Genomic DNA, 18003 nt, shown 5'->3' with positions numbered 1-18003 from the left:
CGTGTGTCACATTCTGAACACGCCGAAACGCGTGTCCCCGATCGGCGCGTTCATCGCAGCCGACAACCCCAGACCCAGCACATCGCGCGTCTGCGCCGGATCGATCACGCCGTCGTCCCACAGGCGCGCGCTCGCGTAGTACGGATGCCCCTGATGCTCGTACTGCTCGCGGATCGGCTGCTTGAACGCTTCTTCCTGTTCCGCGGTCCACGTGCCACCCTTTCCTTCGATGCCATCGCGCTTGACCGTTGCGAGAACCGACGCTGCCTGCTCGCCACCCATCACCGAAATGCGCGCGTTAGGCCACATCCACAGAAAGCGCGGCGAATACGCGCGGCCACACATGCCGTAATTCCCCGCGCCGAACGAGCCGCCGATGATCACCGTAAACTTCGGCACTTTCGCGGTTGCGACCGCCGTCACCATCTTCGCGCCGTTGCGCGCGATGCCTTCGTTTTCATACTTGCGGCCCACCATGAAGCCCGTGATGTTCTGCAGGAACACGAGTGGAATCTTGCGCTGGCAGCACAGCTCGATGAAGTGCGCGCCCTTGAGCGCTGATTCGGAAAACAGGATGCCGTTGTTCGCAATGATGCCGACGGGGTGTCGCCAGATATGCGCGAAGCCGCAAACAAGCGTGGTGCCATAGCGGGCCTTGAATTCGTCGAACGCTGAATCGTCGACGACACGCGCGATCACCTCACGGATATCGAACGGCTTGCGCGTATCGACGGGAATCACGCCATACATGCTTTTGACGTCGTAGCGCGGCGGCCTGGGCTCACGCAGCGCGACAGGCGGCTGCTTCACACGGTTCAGGTTGCCGACGATGCTGCGTGCAATCGCCAGCGCATGCGCGTCGTTTTGCGCAAGATGATCGACGACACCGGACAGACGTGTATGCACGTCGCCGCCGCCAAGATCTTCGGCGCTGACCACTTCGCCGGTTGCGGCCTTCACCAGCGGCGGACCGCCGAGAAAAATCGTGCCCTGGTTCCTGACGATGATCGACTCGTCGCTCATTGCGGGCACATAGGCGCCGCCTGCCGTACACGAGCCCATCACGACCGCGATCTGCGGAATGCCTTCAGCCGAAAGATTCGCCTGGTTATAGAAAATGCGCCCGAAGTGATCGCGATCCGGAAACACGTCGTCCTGATTCGGCAGGTTCGCGCCGCCCGAATCGACGAGATACACGCATGGCAAGCGGTTTTCCGCGGCGATTTCCTGCGCGCGCACGTGTTTCTTGACCGTGACCGGATAATACGTACCCCCCTTCACCGTCGCGTCGTTGCAGACGATCACGCACTCCTGCCCGGCAATGCGCCCGATGCCCGTGATGACACCGGCCCCCGGCGCATCGTTGTTGTACATGCCGAACGCCGCGAGCTGCGACAGTTCGAGAAACGGCGTGCCTGGATCGAGCAGTTGCGCGATACGCTCGCGCGGCAGCAACTTGCCGCGCGAGACGTGCTTGTCACGTGCGGCAGCGCCCCCGCCCAGCGAGAGCGCTGCGATCCTTGCCTTCAGATCGGCAACCAGCGCCTCCAGCGCTGCCGCGTTTGCGCGGAAATCGTCCGAGCGCGGATTCAGTTTTGTTTCTATGATCGGCATCGCGTGGCTCTCCGGTTCGGCGCGTGGGCGGACTTACATCGTCTCCGCGAACAGCTCGCGGCCAATCAGCATGCGGCGGATTTCGCTCGTACCGGCGCCGATTTCATAGAGCTTCGCATCGCGCCACAGACGCCCCACCGGATACTCGTTGATATAACCGTTGCCGCCCAGAATCTGGATCGCTTCGCCGGCCATCCACGTCGCCTTTTCAGCGGTGTAGAGAATGACACCCGCGCAATCCTTGCGCACCTGGCGCACATGTTCCGAGCCGATCGTGTCGAGCTGACGGCCAACCGCGTACAGATACGCGCGGCACGCCTGCAGCGTGGTGTACAGATCCGCGACCTTGCCCTGGATCAGCTGGAATTCTCCGATCGACTGACCGAACTGCTTGCGATCGTGGATATACGGCACGACCGAATCCATCACCGCGACCATGATGCCCGTCGGGCCGCCCGCCAGCACCGCACGTTCGTAGTCGAGCCCGCTCATCAGCACTTTCACGCCGCCGTTCAGCTGGCCCAGGATGTTTTCTTCCGGCACTTCGACGTTTTCGAATACGAGTTCGCCGGTGTGCGAACCGCGCATGCCGAGCTTGTCGAGCTTCTGCGCAACCGAAAAGCCCTTCATGCCCTTCTCGACGATAAACGCGGTAATGCCGCGCGAGCCCGCTTCGACATCGGTCTTCGCGTAGACCACGAGCGTGTCGCAGTCGGGGCCGTTGGTGATCCACATCTTCGTGCCGTTCAGCACATAGCGGTCGCCTTTCTTTTCGGCGCGCAGTTTCATGCTGACCACGTCCGAACCCGCATTCGGCTCGCTCATCGCAAGCGCGCCGACGTGTTCGCCCGATAGCAGCTTCGGCAGGTATGTGCGCTTTTGCGCTTCGGTGCCGTTGCGGTGAATCTGGTTCACGCAGAGATTGGAGTGCGCGCCATACGAAAGACCCACCGAAGCCGATGCACGCGAGATTTCCTCCATCGCGACCATATGAGCCGTATAGCCCATGTTCGCGCCGCCGTATTCCTCGGAGACCGTCATGCCCAGCACGCCGAGGTCGCCGAATTTGCGCCACAGGTCCATCGGGAATTGATCGGTGCGGTCGATTTCCGCGGCACGTGGCGCGATTTCCTTAGCGGCGAATCCTGCAATGCTGTCGCGCAGCATTTCAATTTCTTCACCAAGCGGAAACTGCAAACCGGGCAGATGCGTCATGGATGTCTCCTGGAATTCCGTGGCGGCCGCCCTGGCTGGGCGTGCCGGCTTTCTGAGCGGGGCTCAGCGATCCTCTCTGGCCGCTCCCATGATGATCCATGCGTCGCGGCCGCTCAAGGCGAATTTCACGCCACATTTACGTATACGTCAATATGTTTTTTGAGCCACACTCAATTATTCATAATCCGCCTTGCAGACTGATTCTGTCGTGCTAACATGGATTTCATCGTGCGCATCGAGCGCTTAAAACTGAACTGGACTCAAATCATGGCCGTGCCGAAGGCCAAATTGCCTCCATCGCGCCGCCTGCCGGCCGGGCGCAAATCGCAACAGCGTGTAAAGGAAATCCTTCAGACGGGGCGCGACGTTTTCTCCGAAAAGGGCTACGAGCGCGCTACCACGTCCGAAATCGCACAGCGGCTCGGCATTTCCGAGGCCACCGTATTCAGTTATTTCCGCGGCAAACGCGAACTGTGCGCGCGCGTGATCGGAGACTGGTATGACGAGATCATCGACGCCATCGAATCGGGCCTGCCCCGCGACGGCACGGTGCGTCAGCAGTTCGCGTTCATCGTGCGGATGCACCTTCGCCTGATGCTGGTGAACGGCACCGGCCTGTGTTCGCTCGTGCTGTCGGAAGGCCGCGCGCGTCAACATGAACTCAGCGAGGCGCTGGTTGAACTGCAACGCCGTTACACGGCACCGCTCATGCGGGTGCTGGCGCAGGGACAGGAAACCGGCCAGATCCGGCAGGATGTGCCGCTGCGGCTGTTGCGCTCGATGGTGTTCGGGCCAATGGAACATGTGCTCTGGGACGCGACGCTGGTCAATCGCCGGATCGATATCGACGCGACCGCCGACCGTCTGATCGACGTGCTGTGGTCGGCGCTGCAGCCGCCCGACGCGTCGCTCGGCGCGCTACTGCAGTTTCGGCATGTGGTAGGCGAGGCAACGCGTCAACTCGAGGTGGTCGAAGCAGCGCACAAGGCGGGACACGCGGATAAAACCGCGACCATGACGCGGCGTACGCGCAAGGAAGCCGGCACGGGCGCGGCCTGAAGGCGAGCACAAGCCGCGCACACGTTTCGCACAAAATGCGTATCCTGACTGAAGTCCCGACGCCGCCTCGCGGCGTGTCCTGACGGAAGGAGTCCACTTTGACAGGTCATCCCAACTCATCCGCGAAGCCACAGCCCTCGACCGAAATCGATCCTGATCTCATCGAGGTGGCACGCGAAGTCTTCGACCTCGCCCGACGCGGCGACGCCGCCACGCTCGCTGTCGTGATCGAGAAAGGTGTGCCGCCCAATCTTCGCAACGAGAAAGGCGACAGCCTGCTGATGCTCGCGGCGTATCACGGGCACGTCGATGCCGTGCGAACGCTTGCGGAACATGGTGCGGATCCCAACCTGCGCAACGACAATGGCCAGACGCCGATTGCCGGCGCTGCATTTAAAGGATTCAGGAACGTCGTTGAAACATTGCTCGCACAGGGTGCGGATGTCGAAGGCGCGTCACCCGATGGCCGCACCGCGCTCATGATCGCCGCGATGTTCAATCGCACGGAGATCGTCGACCTCCTGATCGCGAACGGCGCCAATCCTGAAGCACGCGACTCGGGTGGGTTTACGCCGCTGGATGCAGCAAACAGAATGGGCGCGCCGGATACGCCCGCGATTCTCGTGAAAGCGAAATCGTGAGGATTCGAACAACGTCTGGGTGCGTTGTGCGTGCGTCTTCAACACACGTGGGGCACAATCGTTAGGTGCCTGCAAAATGCAGGCTAACGTTTTTGCTGGTGTACCGATGACCACTCAACTCACTTCCGCTATCGCATCGAAATTCGCTACGCTGGCGCTCGATCATCTGACGCGCGAATATCCGAACAAGCTGACCCATTCGCTGGCCGGCCCGCAAGACGTGCAAGGGCCGCGCGCGCTGCATCCGGTTTTCTATGGCAGCTACGACTGGCATTCGTGCGTGCACGGTTACTGGCTCGTGCTGAGATTGATCGACCGCTTTCCGGACCTGCCCGAAGCGAAGCGCATCATCGCAGTCGTCGATGAGCATTTCACCGCGGCGAACGTCGCAGGTGAGATGGCCTATCTCGATCTGCCGCACAATCGCGGTTTCGAACGTCCATATGGCTGGGGCTGGCTGCTTGCACTCGCGGCACAGGTGCAGTCAATGAGCTTGCCGCGGGCTTCAACCTGGGCCACGACAATCGCGCCGCTAACCCAGACGTTTGTCGAACGCTTCGAGGAATTTCTGCCGAAGTCGACGTATCCGTTGCGCGTCGGCACGCATTTCAACACAGCGTTTGCGCTTTCGCTCGCGCTCGATTTCGCGCGTCAGACGGGGCATCGGTCACTCGCCGGCCTGATCTCCGACACGTCGAAGCGGTGGTATCTGGAAGACGCTGCGTGCCAGGCGTGGGAGCCGTCAGGTGACGAATTTCTGTCGCCATCGCTGATGGAAGCCGCATTGATGCAACGCGTGTTGCCACCGGAGGAATTTATCGCGTGGTTCACGCGCTTCCTGCCGGATATTGCCGCGTGCAAACCCGCGACGCTTTTCATACCGGCCACGGTGACAGACCGTACGGACGGAAAGATCGCGCACCTCGACGGGTTGAATCTCAGCCGTGCGTGGTGTCAACGCTCGATCGCGCGGGCACTGCCTTCGGGCGATGCGCGCGCCACTGTACTCTTCGAAGCGGCCGATACGCATCTGGCGGCTGCGCTGGATCACGTCGCAGGCGACTACATGGGCGAACACTGGCTCGCGACGTTTGCGTTGCTGGCGCTGGAGGCTTGAGGAAGGCCACATGCCAGGGTATCACGTGGACGATCCCTCCCGGGATCGTCCGGTTCAGTGCGAAATTGCTTCAAGCGCACGACCCTTCGTGCGCGGGCCCATCAATCCAATCGCCGCCATGACGATCAGCATCGCGCCGGCGATCAGCACGAACACACCTGTCGAACCAAACTGCCGCAACGCAGCAGCAATCAGGAACGCGGTAAAGATCGCGGAGAAACGGCTCCACGAATAGACAAAGCCGACCGCGCGCGCACGGATGCTCGTCGGGAACAGCTCGGCCTGATACGCGTGAAAGCTGTACGACATGATGTTGCTTGCCAGCGTCAGGCACACGCCAAGCCCGACCAGCAACAACGCGTCCGACACCTGGCTGAACCACAAACCGCACACCACGATCGCACCCGCCGTCGCCACGATCACGCTCTTGCGCTCGAAACGATCCGCGATCGCAAGCCCGATCACAGGTCCCAGCGGTGCAGCCAGCGCGATGATGCTCGAATACAGCAGGCTCGTTGTGATCGTGATGCCCTGCTTGATCAGCAACGTCGGCACCCAGTTGGCGAAGCCATAGAACCCCACCGTCTGGAAGACGTTGAAGATCACCATCATCAACGTGCGCGAACGGTACGGGGGCATCCACATATCGCGGAACCGGCCGCGTTCCGGCATCGCGACGACCTGCTCCGGCGGCGGCAACGGCCGGCCGTATTCGGCCTCTACTCTGGCTTCGAGCGCCGTCATCACACGGTCCGCCTCGTCGAGACGGCCCTGCTGCGCGAGCCATCGCGGGCTCTCGGGTAACGCGCGGCGAATCCACCACACAAAGAGCGCGCCGTGCGCGCCGATCAGCACCACCCAGCGCCAGCCATCGAGCCCGAAGAAAGCGTGCGGCACCAGCAGATACGCGAGAAACGCCACCACTGGTACGGCCGTGAAGCCGACTGCCTGCTCGCAGGCGAATGCCCGGCCGCGGATCTGCCTCGGCACCAGTTCCGCGATGTACGTGCCGATCGTCACGAGTTCGACGCCAATACCCACACCCGCTATGAAACGCCAGACGTTCAGCCCGAGCGCGGTCTCCTGGAACGCCATGATGACGTTGGCGACCGTGTACCACAGCAGCGAATACGTGAAGATTGCGCGGCGCCCAAAACGGTCGGCAAGAAAACCGCAGGCGATCGTGCCGACAAAGAGGCCCGCAAATAGCGCGGCGATAAAACTTGCGATGCCGGTTGTGCCAAAGAGGCCATGCGTCGTGGCGGTCAGCAGACCGCTCCTGACGAGCCCGGGCGCCACGTAGCCGGTATAAAGAAGATCGTACAGCTCAAAGAAAAAACCAAGGCTTAGCAGAACGACGAGCTTCCAGATCGAACGTGTCGCGGGCAGCCGGTCCAGACGCGCGGAAATGGTGCCCGCGTCGATGGCGAGGACGGCGGGTTCACGGGAGGCCGCCGCGTACGCCGCGGCCCGATCCTGTTCAGGGGTTACCATTCTTGTCTCCAGAGTGAGGCCGGTCTTGCGCCGGCTTTTTACTCCGCACGCGTGCGATGAGCACGCGCACCGCCGGGCGCAGGGTCCGGCAGCATTCTAGCGGTGAGCGCCCCTGAACGGCTCGAACGTCGTGATTTTCCCCACACCCGTGGCCACCGCGACGGCAGATCAGGCTTCCACGATCACTTCGAAGCCGCCGAAGATCGCCCGTTTGCCGTCGAAGGGCATCGGATTCGTCTCGGGCCGCAAGCGCGGGTCCGCCATGACGGCCCGCATGCCCTTGTCGCGCACCTGACGGGACGGCCAGAGAATCCACGAAAAGACAACGGTCTCGTCATCCTTGCGTTTAACGGCCATCGGAAACGAAGTCAGCGTTCCTTCCGGTACGTCGTCGCCCCAGCATTCGACCACCTGCAAGGCCCCCTGCTCCCTGAAGACCGCCGCAGCAACCTCGGCGTGTTGCCTGAACGCTTCGCGACTGGCTGTAGGTACCGCTGCAACAAAACCGTCGATGTAAGTCATGAACGGGCTCCTTCTTCGATTGAACAGGAATGAGGGCGGGAAGCCGCTTCGCCGCGGCGCAGCCTGTTGTCAGCCTTCCCGCCTTCAGACACGACGAACGGCACAGCAGGAAATCGACAACGCTGAAACCGCGCAGACAGTAAAATTGCCCCGAGAGATGAGCATCCAAAGGCGATCGTTTGACTGAGCAACATCAAGGCTTTCTTCTGACCCGACACTGGCGCGATACGGCCACCGGCACGGAGGTCGAGTTCTGGCTCGCAACCGGTCAGGGGCCGCGTCATATCCGGCTGCGGCCGCAGACGTCGGTCGCGTTTATTCCCGCTGAGCAGCGCGAGCGCGCCGAGACCGTATTGCGTCGTGAATCCCAGGTCGAGTTGCGTCCGCTGGGGCTCGTCGATTTTCATCATCGTCCCGTATTGGGGATGTATTGCCGGCACTATCGCCAGCTTGGCGCGCTGGAAAAGCGGTTAAGGCACGGCGGCGTCGATGTCTATGAAGCGGACATCTTTCCGCCCGAGCGCTACATGATGGAGCGATTCATCACGGCGCCCGTCACGTTCAGCGGCGAGGCGACCGAAAACGGCATGCTCGTGAACGCCGAGATGAAGCCTTGCACGGCGTATCGCCCGCAACTCAGACTCGTGTCGCTCGATATCGAAACCAGCGCTCATGGCGACCTCTATTCGATCGCACTGGAAGGGTGCGGTCAACGCCAGGTGTATATGCTGGGCCCCGCGAATGGCGACGAAAGCATCATCGACTTTCAGTTCGAATACTGCGAAAGCCGGCCGCAGATGCTGGAAAAGCTCAATGAATGGTTCGCCGCTCACGATCCCGATGCGATTATCGGCTGGAACCTCGTCCAGTTCGATCTGCGCGTGTTGCAGGAACACGCTGAACGTTATCGCGTTCCGCTCAGACTCGGGCGTGGCGCAAGCGTCATGGAATGGCGCGAGCACGGTCATCAAAAGAACCATTTCTTTGCGGGTGCCGCCGGGCGTCTGATCATCGACGGCATCGAGGCACTCAAGTCGGCAACATGGAGCTTTCCGTCGTTCAGCCTTGAATACGTCGCGCAGTCCGTGCTGGGCGAAGGCAAATCCATCGACAATCCGTATCAGCGCATGGAGGAAATCCAGCGGCGCTTTGACGAAGACAAACCGGCGCTTGCGAAATACAACCTCAAGGATTGCGAGCTGGTCACGCGCATCTTCGCCAGAACGGAACTGCTGACGTTCCTGCTCGAACGCGCCACTGTCACCGGGCTTGCCGCGGATCGCAGCGGTGGATCCGTCGCGGCGTTCACGCATCTCTACATGCCGCGGATGCATCGCATGGGTTTCGTCGCGCCCAATCCAGGCGATATAAACGGGCAAGCCAGCCCTGGCGGGCTCGTCATGGATTCGCGCCCGGGCCTCTACGATTCCGTGCTCGTGCTGGATTACAAGAGCCTTTATCCATCGATCATCCGCACGTTTCTGATCGATCCGGTCGGGCTGGTGGAAGGCATGCAGCATCCCGATGACGCGGATTCCGTGCCGGGCTTCCTTGGCGCCCGCTTTTCGCGCGGCAAACACTGTCTGCCGTCTGTCGTCAGTCAGGTCTGGGAAGGACGCGAAGCCGCCAGGCGCGAGCAGAACAAGCCGCTCTCGCAGGCGCTGAAAATCATCATGAACGCGTTCTATGGCGTGCTGGGGTCGACGGGTTGCCGCTTCTTCGACCCGCGCCTTGCGTCGTCGATTACGATGCGCGGGCACGAAATCATGCGCAAAACGCGTGAGCTGATCGAGGCAGAGGGTTACGAAGTCATCTACGGCGATACCGATTCGATGTTCGTGTGGCTCAGGCACGCCCACTCCGAGGACGAAGCCGCGCAGATCGGTCGCACACTGGTCACGCACATTACGCAGTGGTGGCAACAACACGTCGCGGCGCGCTTTGGACTCGAAAGCGCGCTTGAACTCCAGTTCGAACGGCACTATCGCCGCTTTTTCATGCCTACGGTTCGCGGCGCGGAGGAAGGCAGCAAGAAACGCTATGCGGGTTTGACGGTGCTGCCGGACGGCTCCGAAGACGTCATCTATAAAGGGCTCGAAACGGTGCGCACCGACTGGACGCCGCTTGCGCAGCGGTTTCAGCAGCAGCTCTATCTGCGCATCTTCAGGCGGCAGCCCTACCAGGATTACATCCGCGACTACGTTCATCGAACGCTACGCGGCGAGTTCGACGATCAACTGGTGTATCGCAAGCGGCTGCGCCGTCCGCTCGAAGACTATCAACGCAACGTTCCGCCGCACGTGCGCGCCGCGCGCATCGCCGACGAGCTCAATCGCGAGAGAGGCCGACCGCTGCAATATCAGAGTGGCGGCTGGATCAGCTACGTGATGACAGGCGCAGGCCCCGAGCCGCTGGAAACGTTACGCTCGGACATGGACTACGACCACTATCTGACGCGCCAGTTGCAGCCTGTGGCCGACGCGATTCTTCCTCTGCTCGGCGACGACTTCGAAACGCTGATGTCGGGGCAGAAAGCTCTCTTCTGACGATCGATGGCGGCCTGTGCCATTTCGCGGGTGTTCGCGGATGTATTCGACTACAGCGAGCGAACACGGCGTTGACCCTCGCCCGCGTGAAAGCCTGACCTCGGGTCAACCCCTATTGCGCGGGTACATCTGCATATTTATCGTTCTACATCATACGTATGACCTAGAGAGCGAATTATGGCCACGTTGCACAGACAGGTTCTGAACCAGATGGGCGAGCAGATCTGCTCAGGCAAATTCATGCCGGGCGATATTCTGCCGGCAGAGCCTGTTCTCGCGGAGCAGATGCAGGTCAGTCGCATCGTCATTCGCGAAACGATGAAATCGCTGTCCGCCAAGGGCATGCTCGAAGTGCGCCGCCGGTATGGCACGGTCGTGCTGCCGCGTGCGCAATGGCAATTGTTCGATCCGGACGTGATCACGTGGCGCGCGCGGGCGGAAGCGGTCGACGACGGCCTGATCCAGGACTTGATGGAACTGCGGATGATCATCGAGCCGAACGCGGCAAGGCTCGCCGCGAAGCGCGCGACTGAGGAGGATCGGCACGCGGTGCGGCGTGCCTTCAGGGCGATGGAGCGAGCGGTCGCCGGTCACGGTGAATACGTTCCCGCCGACCTCGCGTTTCACGGGGCCATCCTGACGGCCTGTCACAACCAGTTCGTCCAGCAGATGCAGAACGCGCTGTCGGCGATCCTGCGCACGAGCTTCGAGCTCAGCTCTGAAATCGCCGGTGGCCCGGCCCGTTCGCTACCGATGCACGAAGCGCTGTGCGTCGCGATCGAGAAAGGCGACCCGGAGACGGCGGAGGCTGCTGTCCTCACGCTCATCCGGCGCGCGGAGAACGATTTCGAGGATCGTGCCGCGCTGAATCGCACCGTGAACGACCAGCCCGTTTAGGAGCGCGTCCAGCGACCTGTCCGACGGCTTCGCCAGCGGACCCCACACCAACGCGTTATCGCGACTGGATCAACCGTCGCGAGGGGTGCACTCGCGCCTCGTTTCTGAACATGGAGAGGACAAGCGCATGACACAGCTATTCGATCTGAGCGGCCGCACGGCGCTCGTAACCGGTTCGGCTCGCGGCATCGGCTTCGCGCTTGCTGAAGGGCTGGCCACCGCGGGCGCCAGCGTGATCCTGAACGGCACGCGTGCGGATACGGTCGCCGAAGCGGCCAGCCGGCTCGCAGCCAAAGGATTCGACGTACGAGGCCGCGCCTTCGACGTCACCGACGAGCACGCCGTCGCCGACGCGTTCGCGCAATGGGACAAGGACGGCGTGCAGGTCGACATCGTCGTCAACAACGCCGGCATCCAGTTTCGCAAGCCCCTCGTCGAACTCGAACTGAGCGACTGGCAGCGTGTGATCGACACCAATCTGACGAGCGCGTTCATCGTCGCGAAGCAGGCTGCGCGCCGCATGATCGCGCGCGGCACGGGCGGCAAGATCATCAACATCGGCTCGCTCACGAGCGAAGCCGGTCGCGCGACTGTCGGCGCGTACACGGCAGCGAAGGGCGGCATCAAGATGCTGACCCGCGCGATGAGCGCCGAGTGGGCGGCGTCGAACATTCAGGCTAACGCGATCGGGCCGGGTTACATCCTGACCGACATGAACAAGCCGCTGATCGAGAACGCCGCCTTCGACGCGTGGGTCAAGAGCAGCAATCCATCGCAACGCTGGGGCAAGCCGGAGGAACTCGTCGGCACGACGGTGTATCTGGCGTCGCCAGCATCGAGTTATGTGAACGGCCAGATCATCTACGTCGATGGCGGCTGGCTGGCCGTGCTTTGAATGCAGGTTCGCGCGGGGACATCAAAACAAAAAACGGCTCGCGCGAGGCAAACCGTCTGTGTGACGTATCGATCTGGAGACATCATGGAAAGCGTCAAACCCGTAGCAACCCAAAGATGGTGGTATCTGATGCCCATCATCTTCATCACTTACAGCCTGGCCTATCTCGACCGCGCGAACTACGGCTTCGCCGCGGCGGCCGGGATCAACCGGGACCTCGGTATCTCGCAGGGCACATCGTCGCTGATCGGCTCGCTGTTCTTTCTCGGCTACTGCCTGTTCCAGGTACCCGGCGCGATCTACGCGCAACGCAACAGTGTGAAGAAGCTGATCTTCTTCAGCCTGGTCCTGTGGGGACTGTGCGCCGCGGCGACCGGGATGGTCAGCAACATTCCGATGCTGATGGTGTTGCGCTTCGTGCTCGGCGTGGTGGAGGCGGCTGTCATGCCTTCAATGCTGATGTACATCAGCCGATGGTTCACGCGCAGCGAACGCTCGCGTGCCAACACGTTCCTCATTCTCGGCAATCCGGTCACGGTGCTGTGGATGTCGGTGGTGTCGGGCTATCTGGTCCACAGCTTCGGCTGGCGCGAGATGTTTATCCTCGAAGGCCTGCCGGCGCTCATCTGGGCGGTGGTCTGGTGGTTTACGGTGCAGGATCGCCCGGCCAACGTCACCTGGATGAGCGACGCTGAAAAGACCGAATTTGCCGCCCGTCTGAAGGCCGAGCAGGCGGACATCGCGCCGGTGCGCGACTACAAGGCGGCCTTCCGTTCGCCGATCGTGCTGAAGTGCTGCGCGATTCATGCGCTGTGGAGTATCGGTGTGTACGGCTTCATCATGTGGTTGCCGTCGATTCTCAAGGCCGCGTCCACCATCGACATCGTATCGATCGGCTGGCTTGCCGCGGTTCCGTATCTCGCGGCAATCATCCTGATGCTGCTCGCGTCCTGGCTGTCGGACAGGACGCGCAACCGCAAGCTGTTCGTCTGGCCGCTGCTGCTCATAGGGACCATCGCGTTCGTGGCTTCGTACCTGATCGGCGGATCGCACTTCTGGATTTCGTTCGCGCTGCTGGTCGTTGCAGGCGCAACGATGTATGCACCGTATGGTCCGTTTTTCGCGCTGATACCGGAACTGATCCCAGGCAACGTGCTGGGCGGCGCGATCGGTCTGGTCAATGCGTGCGGCGCACTGGGCGCGTTCGCGGGCTCGTACGTCGTCGGGTACCTGAACGGCGCGACCGGCAGCCCCGCGGCCTCGTATATCTTCATGGCGGCCGGTCTGCTTCTATCAGTCATCCTGATGATCACCGTGCCGGCGCATTCCGGTCAGCGCACGAAGGATGAAGATTCGCTCTCGCTGCGCCGCACGTAAGGAACCACGCGATGCGGCTTCGTTTTATCGATTCGATTCTGGCAGGCTGAAAATGGCAACCCTGATTACGGACGTAAAGGTCATCCTGACCGCGCCGGAAGGCATCAACCTCACTGTCGTCAAACTCGAGACCAACCAGGACGGACTGTACGGGCTCGGCTGCGCGACATTTGCCTACCGGCATGTCGCGGTCAAGTGTCTGATCGAGGAATATCTGCGGCCGCTCCTGATCGGCAGGGACGCCGAAGCGATCGAGGAACTCTGGCAATTGATGCACCAGAACGCGTACTGGCGCAATGGTCCAATCGAGAACAATGCGATCTCCGGCATCGACATGGCACTGTGGGACATCAAGGGCAAGATGGCCGACATGCCGCTGTACCAGTTATTCGGCGGCAAGTGCCGTGAAGGTGTGCCGATCTATCGCCACGCCGACGGCAAGGATCTGAACGAGTTATGCGACAACATCCAGCAATACCAGGAACAGGGCATTACTCATATCCGTTGCCAGAGCGGCGGATATGGGGGCGCCCGCTACGGCAAGGCACCCTCATCCGCGCCGGAAGGAGCAATGGACGGCGTCTACCTGGACAGCAAAAAGTATATGCGCGAGACGCTCAAGCTGTTCGATGGCATTCGTAGCAGGATCGGATTCGATGTTGCCTTGTGTCATGACGTGCATGAGCGTCTAAGGCCGATCGAGGCCATCCGGTTTGCATGTGAACTGGAGCCCTATGACCTGTTCTTCCTGGAAGATGCCATCCCGCTGGAAGAAGCTGAGTGGATACGTCAACTGCGGGCAAAGACGAGCACTCCGCTGGCCCAGGGTGAGCTGTTCAACAACCCTGCTGAATGGAAATTCCTGATTACCGGGCGGCTGATCGATTACATCCGGGTTCATCTCAGCCAGATTGGCGGCATTACCGCCGGCAGGAAGCTGCAGATCTTTGCCGAACAGTTCGGCGTCAGGACGGCATGGCACGGTCCAGGCGATATGTCGCCATTGGCTCACGCGGCCAATATTCATATCGATCTGCCTGCGCGCAATTTTGGTGTCCAGGAGTGGTCCGGCACCGAGCCGCCGAATTTCGTCATCCAGAACCTGAAGGGACCGAAAGAGGCTCTGCTCGATGTATTCCCCGGCCTGCCCGAATTCAGGAACGGCTACGTCTATGCCAATGACAAACCGGGCCTGGGCGTGGACATCAACGAGGTCGAGGCGGCGAAATATCCTTGCGAAAATACGACGACGACGTGGACGCAGACACGACTGAAGGATGGGACGCTCCAGACTCCGTAAAGCGGCTGATCCAGCCTCGACTGTGCGCCTTCAGTTCAGGGCGAATCACGCTGCGATTTCCACTCCCGACCATTGCACCCGCAACGCTTCAACAATAGCTTCCGGGATATCGACAGTCAGTCATGCCGGTGCGTGCTCGACCATGCTGGTGTCACTGACCCGGTGGAAGGACCGCGCCGAGTTGCATCATCAGTCCGAGCATGTCCATGATGATGCGGGTTTCCTTGATCCTGCCCTCCTCCACGCGGTCGATGACCATGCCCCACACCTTTACCGGCCGCCCCGTTGCGGGCACGCCCAGGAACGCTCCCCGATGAGTGCCCGTCCACTCGAAGCGGGTCAGCACGCGGTCACGCTCAGTCAGTTGCTCCTCAATGGTCCAGTGCATATCCGGGAATGCGGTCCGCATCTCACGTAGAACCTCCTTGAGACCTTGCAGACCGGAACCCTGGCCGGGAAACGGCACGTGCTCGACCATGTCATCCCGGAAGAACCGGTCGACGGCATCGATCCGCCCCTGGTTGAGGACTTCCTCGACAAACCCGCGAACAACACCGCTGATATCGTGCATGGTGCTCATGGCCTCCCGGTGATTTCGACGAATGCGTATTTTCGGCTCGTAGCTGTCGCTCGGGTCGCCATGTCGGCAATGGCCGCCTTCCAGTTCCGAACGGACATCCGTCCGCATCACGTCTGCAGTACGGGCGCTCGCGGCCGACGGGTCGCGAGCGGCCATCATGCACTCGCTCAGCAGCACCAACTGAATCCCGGTCAGATCATCAGCACGCGTTTAGCGATGCACGTGGCCGCTGTGACTTTGTCCTGACGCGCCGCTATTTGAACCTGACGAGATCCTTGAAGATCAGTTTACCCCAGGTATTGCCCCTGGCCTGGACGAGCGAGCCGCCATCCTTGAGCGGTCCTAGCGCAATCGGCGCGAAACCGAGTTGTTCGGCCAGAACCGCGACCGGTGCCACCGCATTTTCGTCATCACTCGACAAAAACACGACGCGGCTGCCGCCATTCACGCCCGGATCAGCGGCCAGAACGGCAGCGGACAGATGGTTAAAGCCCTTTACGAACCTGGCGCCGGTAAACGCCCTGGCGACAACCGCGGACGATGGCTGACCATCCAGGTCTTCAACTGGAGCATTTGTATTTGTCGCGTCGATGATCGTCTTGCCGTGCCAGGTTGTGATCTGCTTCGCGACTTCGCGATGTTCCCAAAACGGAACCGCCAGGAAGATCGTGTCGGACGCGATTGCATCCTGCAGCGTCCTGGGGACAACGGTGGGGCCGATCGCTTGTGCCTGCTGCATCAACATCTCGGGAGGACGCCGGCTGGCGACGGTCACATCGATGTTCTTTCTTGCAAACGCTCGGGCGAGTGCCTGACCTACCGCGCCAAAGCCAATAATCGAATAGCTCACGCGAACTCTCCATTCAGTATTTTAAGGAATCCATATTTATCGACACAACCCGGATCATATTCGTCGAGTTGACAGGTCCTTCTACGCGCCTTTCGGCGCGATTTCAGATGGCCGAGAAGCCGCCGTCGACAGACAACTCCACCCCATTCACGAAGCTCGAATCGTCTGACGCAAGAAACAGCGCGACCGTCGCGATTTCCTCAGGACGACCCATCTTTCCCCGCGGAATCAGGGATTCGAACATCCGCTTCGCCTCCTCGGTGAGAATCTGGTCCTGCATCGGTGTGGCGATCGGCCCCGGGCTCAGCACGTTCACCCGGATATTCCTGCCCTTCAGTTCGTTAAGCCAGGTGCGTGCGAATGAGCGCAACGCCGCCTTGCTCGCCGCATACACGCCATAACCAGGAAAACCTTTCACCGAAGCAACTGACCCGGTCATGAAGATCGATCCGCCATCGTTGAACAGCGGCAACGCCTTCTGAACCGCAAACAGCGTGCCGCGCGTATTCAGGCCGAAGGTCGCATCGAAGTGCTGCTCGGTAATCTCGCCCAGAGGGACGGCTTCGCCCGTGCCTGCGCTCGCGAACAGGATGTCGATCTTGCCCTTTTCCCGCCTGACTGTATCGAACAGGCGGTCGAGATCGTCCAGACTGGCCGCGTCGCCGCGCACGCCGGTCACGTTCCGGCCAATCAGCTTGACGGCCTCGTCGAGCGCCTCCTGCCTCCGGCCCGTGATGAACACATAGGCGCCTTCTTCAACGAACCGCCTGGCGCTCGCCAGCGCCATGCCGCTCGATCCGCCCGTGATGACTGCAACCTTACCCTCAAGCTTTCCCATGACTTCTCCTTTCGTGATGTCGGACAGCGTCTCTGTTCCCATTTGCACAAATGTGCTGTATCTTGTGGATCACTGATCCAGATACAGGTTCATTATATTCGGATCACTGATCCGGTTGTCAAGGCAATTTATGCGAGCCGACGCCAGAAAAAATTACAGTCATCTACTTGAGGTCGCGCGCAACGTCATCACCGAGCATGGTGCCGACGCGTCCATGCGCGATATCGCCCGCCAGGCCAACGTCGGGTTGGCCACACTGTTTCGCCATTTCCCGACGCGAGAAGCCTTGTTCGAAGCGTTGCTGCGTACGAATCTGGACGCACTCACGCAGAAGGCAAGCGAATTCGAATCGTCGAATCCACCTGACGAAGCGCTCGTGTCCTGGTTTCGCGAAGGGGTGGCATTCGTTCATAGCTATAGCGGCGTTGTCGCCTTGATGGCGAACGCCCATGCGGACCCGGAGTCCGCGCTTCACGCTTCATGCTCAGCGGTGCATTCAGCGGGCGCGCGGCTACTGCTCCGAGCTCAGGCCGAGGGAACGGCGCGCGCCGATATGGATGGGGTCGACCTGTTTGCCCTGATGTCGGCGCTCGGTTGGCTCGTTGACCAACCCTCATTCGCGCCACGCGCCGATCATCTCTTTCACGTTATTACGAGCGCCATCCTGACAAACCGGCCTGGCAACGATGTCAGGAAGGCAACGTAACAGGGCGCAACGAGTTGTTGTCTGCATTGCGCCGGATGGCGTCCGCTATGACCGGCGCCGGCGAGACCATGCACAAAAGTCCTGGCAAGGGTGACGAATGCAGCTGATCGTATCGGGAGTTTTGAGCGGCTGTTGACGACGGCGACAAGACGCTGGAGCAGTTGAGCGGTCGTACTACCCAGCGACCGCACATGGTCGAACCTTGTCCGATGCTCCGTACGCCTGAACTTCGTTTGACAGGAGCATCGATCAAGAACGGGTGATACGGCTCCCAGGATCGCTCCCGGCGCGGCGGGGGGGGGGTTTGGGTCGGCCAGCGGGGGTTGCACTGAATAAGCGCCGCGGGGCGGGG

16 protein-coding genes are annotated in these 18003 nt (G+C 61.1%); 9 read left to right on the top strand and 7 right to left on the bottom strand.

The genetic code is table 11. From position 1 onward, the window contains the following. Positions 1–6 precede the first annotated feature (6 nt). Together LPA37_RS03375 and LPA37_RS03370 are read right to left on the bottom strand one after the other, a co-directional pair. Positions 7–1614, bottom strand: coding sequence for a carboxyl transferase domain-containing protein (locus LPA37_RS03375; RefSeq protein ID WP_229011426.1), 1608 nt, complete (start codon positions 1612–1614; stop codon positions 7–9). 33 nt (positions 1615–1647) lie between these two features. Continuing rightward, positions 1648–2829 carry an isovaleryl-CoA dehydrogenase gene (locus tag LPA37_RS03370; protein ID WP_090534375.1) on the bottom strand — a complete coding sequence of 394 codons (1182 nt, stop codon included), beginning with the start codon at positions 2827–2829 and terminating at the stop codon, positions 1648–1650. Between the two features lie 264 nt (positions 2830–3093). Here LPA37_RS03370 and LPA37_RS03365 point away from each other — a divergent pair, with 264 nt between their 5' ends. The 3 genes from LPA37_RS03365 to LPA37_RS03355 all read left to right on the top strand — a co-directional run bounded on the left by LPA37_RS03365 (position 3094) and on the right by LPA37_RS03355 (position 5646). Then, positions 3094–3888 carry a TetR/AcrR family transcriptional regulator gene (locus LPA37_RS03365; RefSeq protein ID WP_407672479.1) on the top strand — a complete coding sequence of 265 codons (795 nt, stop codon included), beginning with the start codon at positions 3094–3096 and terminating at the stop codon, positions 3886–3888. A gap of 98 nt (positions 3889–3986) precedes the next feature. After that, complete coding sequence (locus LPA37_RS03360) at positions 3987–4529, top strand: ankyrin repeat domain-containing protein (protein WP_228981651.1); 543 nt, start codon at positions 3987–3989, stop codon at positions 4527–4529. Positions 4530–4635: 106 nt separating this feature from the next. Continuing rightward, positions 4636–5646, top strand: coding sequence for a DUF2891 domain-containing protein (locus LPA37_RS03355; RefSeq protein ID WP_228981653.1), 1011 nt, complete (start codon positions 4636–4638; stop codon positions 5644–5646). A gap of 54 nt (positions 5647–5700) precedes the next feature. On the opposite strand, the gene LPA37_RS03350 is transcribed toward LPA37_RS03355, so the two are convergent. Further along, positions 5701–7140, bottom strand: a complete 1440-nt coding sequence (locus LPA37_RS03350; protein ID WP_228981656.1) for an MFS transporter — start codon at positions 7138–7140, stop codon at positions 5701–5703. 168 nt (positions 7141–7308) lie between these two features. Continuing rightward, a complete protein-coding gene (locus LPA37_RS03345; RefSeq protein ID WP_229011425.1) occupies positions 7309–7662 on the bottom strand; it encodes a DUF1428 domain-containing protein in 354 nt (117 codons plus the stop codon). A 179-nt stretch (positions 7663–7841) separates the two neighbouring features. Between LPA37_RS03345 and LPA37_RS03340 the strand changes: the two genes are divergently transcribed. From LPA37_RS03340 to LPA37_RS03320, 5 genes are all read left to right on the top strand, one after another. Beyond that, positions 7842–10208: a DNA polymerase II gene (locus LPA37_RS03340; protein WP_229011424.1), complete on the top strand. Its 2367-nt coding sequence runs from the start codon at positions 7842–7844 to the stop codon at positions 10206–10208. A gap of 177 nt (positions 10209–10385) precedes the next feature. Beyond that, on the top strand, positions 10386–11105 hold the full coding sequence (locus tag LPA37_RS03335) for a FadR/GntR family transcriptional regulator (protein WP_228981665.1): 720 nt from the start codon (positions 10386–10388) through the stop codon (positions 11103–11105). Positions 11106–11232: 127 nt separating this feature from the next. After that, positions 11233–12000, top strand: a complete 768-nt coding sequence (locus LPA37_RS03330; RefSeq protein WP_229011422.1) for an SDR family oxidoreductase — start codon at positions 11233–11235, stop codon at positions 11998–12000. An 84-nt stretch (positions 12001–12084) separates the two neighbouring features. Beyond that, positions 12085–13377: an MFS transporter gene (locus LPA37_RS03325; RefSeq protein WP_228981668.1), complete on the top strand. Its 1293-nt coding sequence runs from the start codon at positions 12085–12087 to the stop codon at positions 13375–13377. Positions 13378–13429: 52 nt separating this feature from the next. Beyond that, a complete protein-coding gene (locus LPA37_RS03320; protein WP_228981671.1) occupies positions 13430–14677 on the top strand; it encodes an enolase C-terminal domain-like protein in 1248 nt (415 codons plus the stop codon). 151 nt (positions 14678–14828) lie between these two features. Here the strand turns inward: LPA37_RS03320 and LPA37_RS03315 are convergent, their stop codons facing one another. The 3 genes from LPA37_RS03315 to LPA37_RS03305 all read right to left on the bottom strand — a co-directional run bounded on the left by LPA37_RS03315 (position 14829) and on the right by LPA37_RS03305 (position 16945). Beyond that, positions 14829–15434, bottom strand: a complete 606-nt coding sequence (locus LPA37_RS03315; protein ID WP_229011745.1) for an ester cyclase — start codon at positions 15432–15434, stop codon at positions 14829–14831. Between the two features lie 76 nt (positions 15435–15510). Next, positions 15511–16107 carry an NADPH-dependent F420 reductase gene (locus LPA37_RS03310; protein WP_228981675.1) on the bottom strand — a complete coding sequence of 199 codons (597 nt, stop codon included), beginning with the start codon at positions 16105–16107 and terminating at the stop codon, positions 15511–15513. 103 nt (positions 16108–16210) lie between these two features. After that, the gene (locus LPA37_RS03305; RefSeq protein WP_228981677.1) at positions 16211–16945 is read right to left on the bottom strand and encodes an SDR family NAD(P)-dependent oxidoreductase; all 735 of its coding nucleotides are present in this window, start codon (positions 16943–16945) and stop codon (positions 16211–16213) included. 130 nt (positions 16946–17075) lie between these two features. Between LPA37_RS03305 and LPA37_RS03300 the strand changes: the two genes are divergently transcribed. Further along, a complete protein-coding gene (locus tag LPA37_RS03300) occupies positions 17076–17651 on the top strand; it encodes a TetR/AcrR family transcriptional regulator (RefSeq protein ID WP_228981684.1) in 576 nt (191 codons plus the stop codon). Positions 17652–18003 lie beyond the last annotated feature (352 nt).

The sequence above is a fragment of the Paraburkholderia gardini genome (assembly GCF_907164545.1).
Lineage (GTDB): Bacteria > Pseudomonadota > Gammaproteobacteria > Burkholderiales > Burkholderiaceae > Paraburkholderia > Paraburkholderia gardini.
The sequence above is the reverse complement of the archived record's forward strand: the minus strand, read 5'-3'. Positions and strand labels throughout refer to the sequence as shown.

What these genes read in the sequence shown, in the direction of transcription:
- LPA37_RS03375 (WP_229011426.1), bottom strand. Translation starts at nt 1,614, where the DNA reads ATGCCGATCATAGAAACAAAACTGAATCCGCGCTCGGACGATTTCCGC.
- LPA37_RS03370 (WP_090534375.1), bottom strand. Translation starts at nt 2,829, where the DNA reads ATGACGCATCTGCCCGGTTTGCAGTTTCCGCTTGGTGAAGAAATTGAA.
- LPA37_RS03355 (WP_228981653.1), top strand. Translation starts at nt 4,636, where the DNA reads ATGACCACTCAACTCACTTCCGCTATCGCATCGAAATTCGCTACGCTG.
- LPA37_RS03350 (WP_228981656.1), bottom strand. Translation starts at nt 7,140, where the DNA reads ATGGTAACCCCTGAACAGGATCGGGCCGCGGCGTACGCGGCGGCCTCC.
- LPA37_RS03345 (WP_229011425.1), bottom strand. Translation starts at nt 7,662, where the DNA reads ATGACTTACATCGACGGTTTTGTTGCAGCGGTACCTACAGCCAGTCGC.
- LPA37_RS03335 (WP_228981665.1), top strand. Translation starts at nt 10,386, where the DNA reads ATGGCCACGTTGCACAGACAGGTTCTGAACCAGATGGGCGAGCAGATC.
- LPA37_RS03330 (WP_229011422.1), top strand. Translation starts at nt 11,233, where the DNA reads ATGACACAGCTATTCGATCTGAGCGGCCGCACGGCGCTCGTAACCGGT.
- LPA37_RS03325 (WP_228981668.1), top strand. Translation starts at nt 12,085, where the DNA reads ATGGAAAGCGTCAAACCCGTAGCAACCCAAAGATGGTGGTATCTGATG.
- LPA37_RS03320 (WP_228981671.1), top strand. Translation starts at nt 13,430, where the DNA reads ATGGCAACCCTGATTACGGACGTAAAGGTCATCCTGACCGCGCCGGAA.
- LPA37_RS03305 (WP_228981677.1), bottom strand. Translation starts at nt 16,945, where the DNA reads ATGGGAAAGCTTGAGGGTAAGGTTGCAGTCATCACGGGCGGATCGAGC.
- LPA37_RS03300 (WP_228981684.1), top strand. Translation starts at nt 17,076, where the DNA reads ATGCGAGCCGACGCCAGAAAAAATTACAGTCATCTACTTGAGGTCGCG.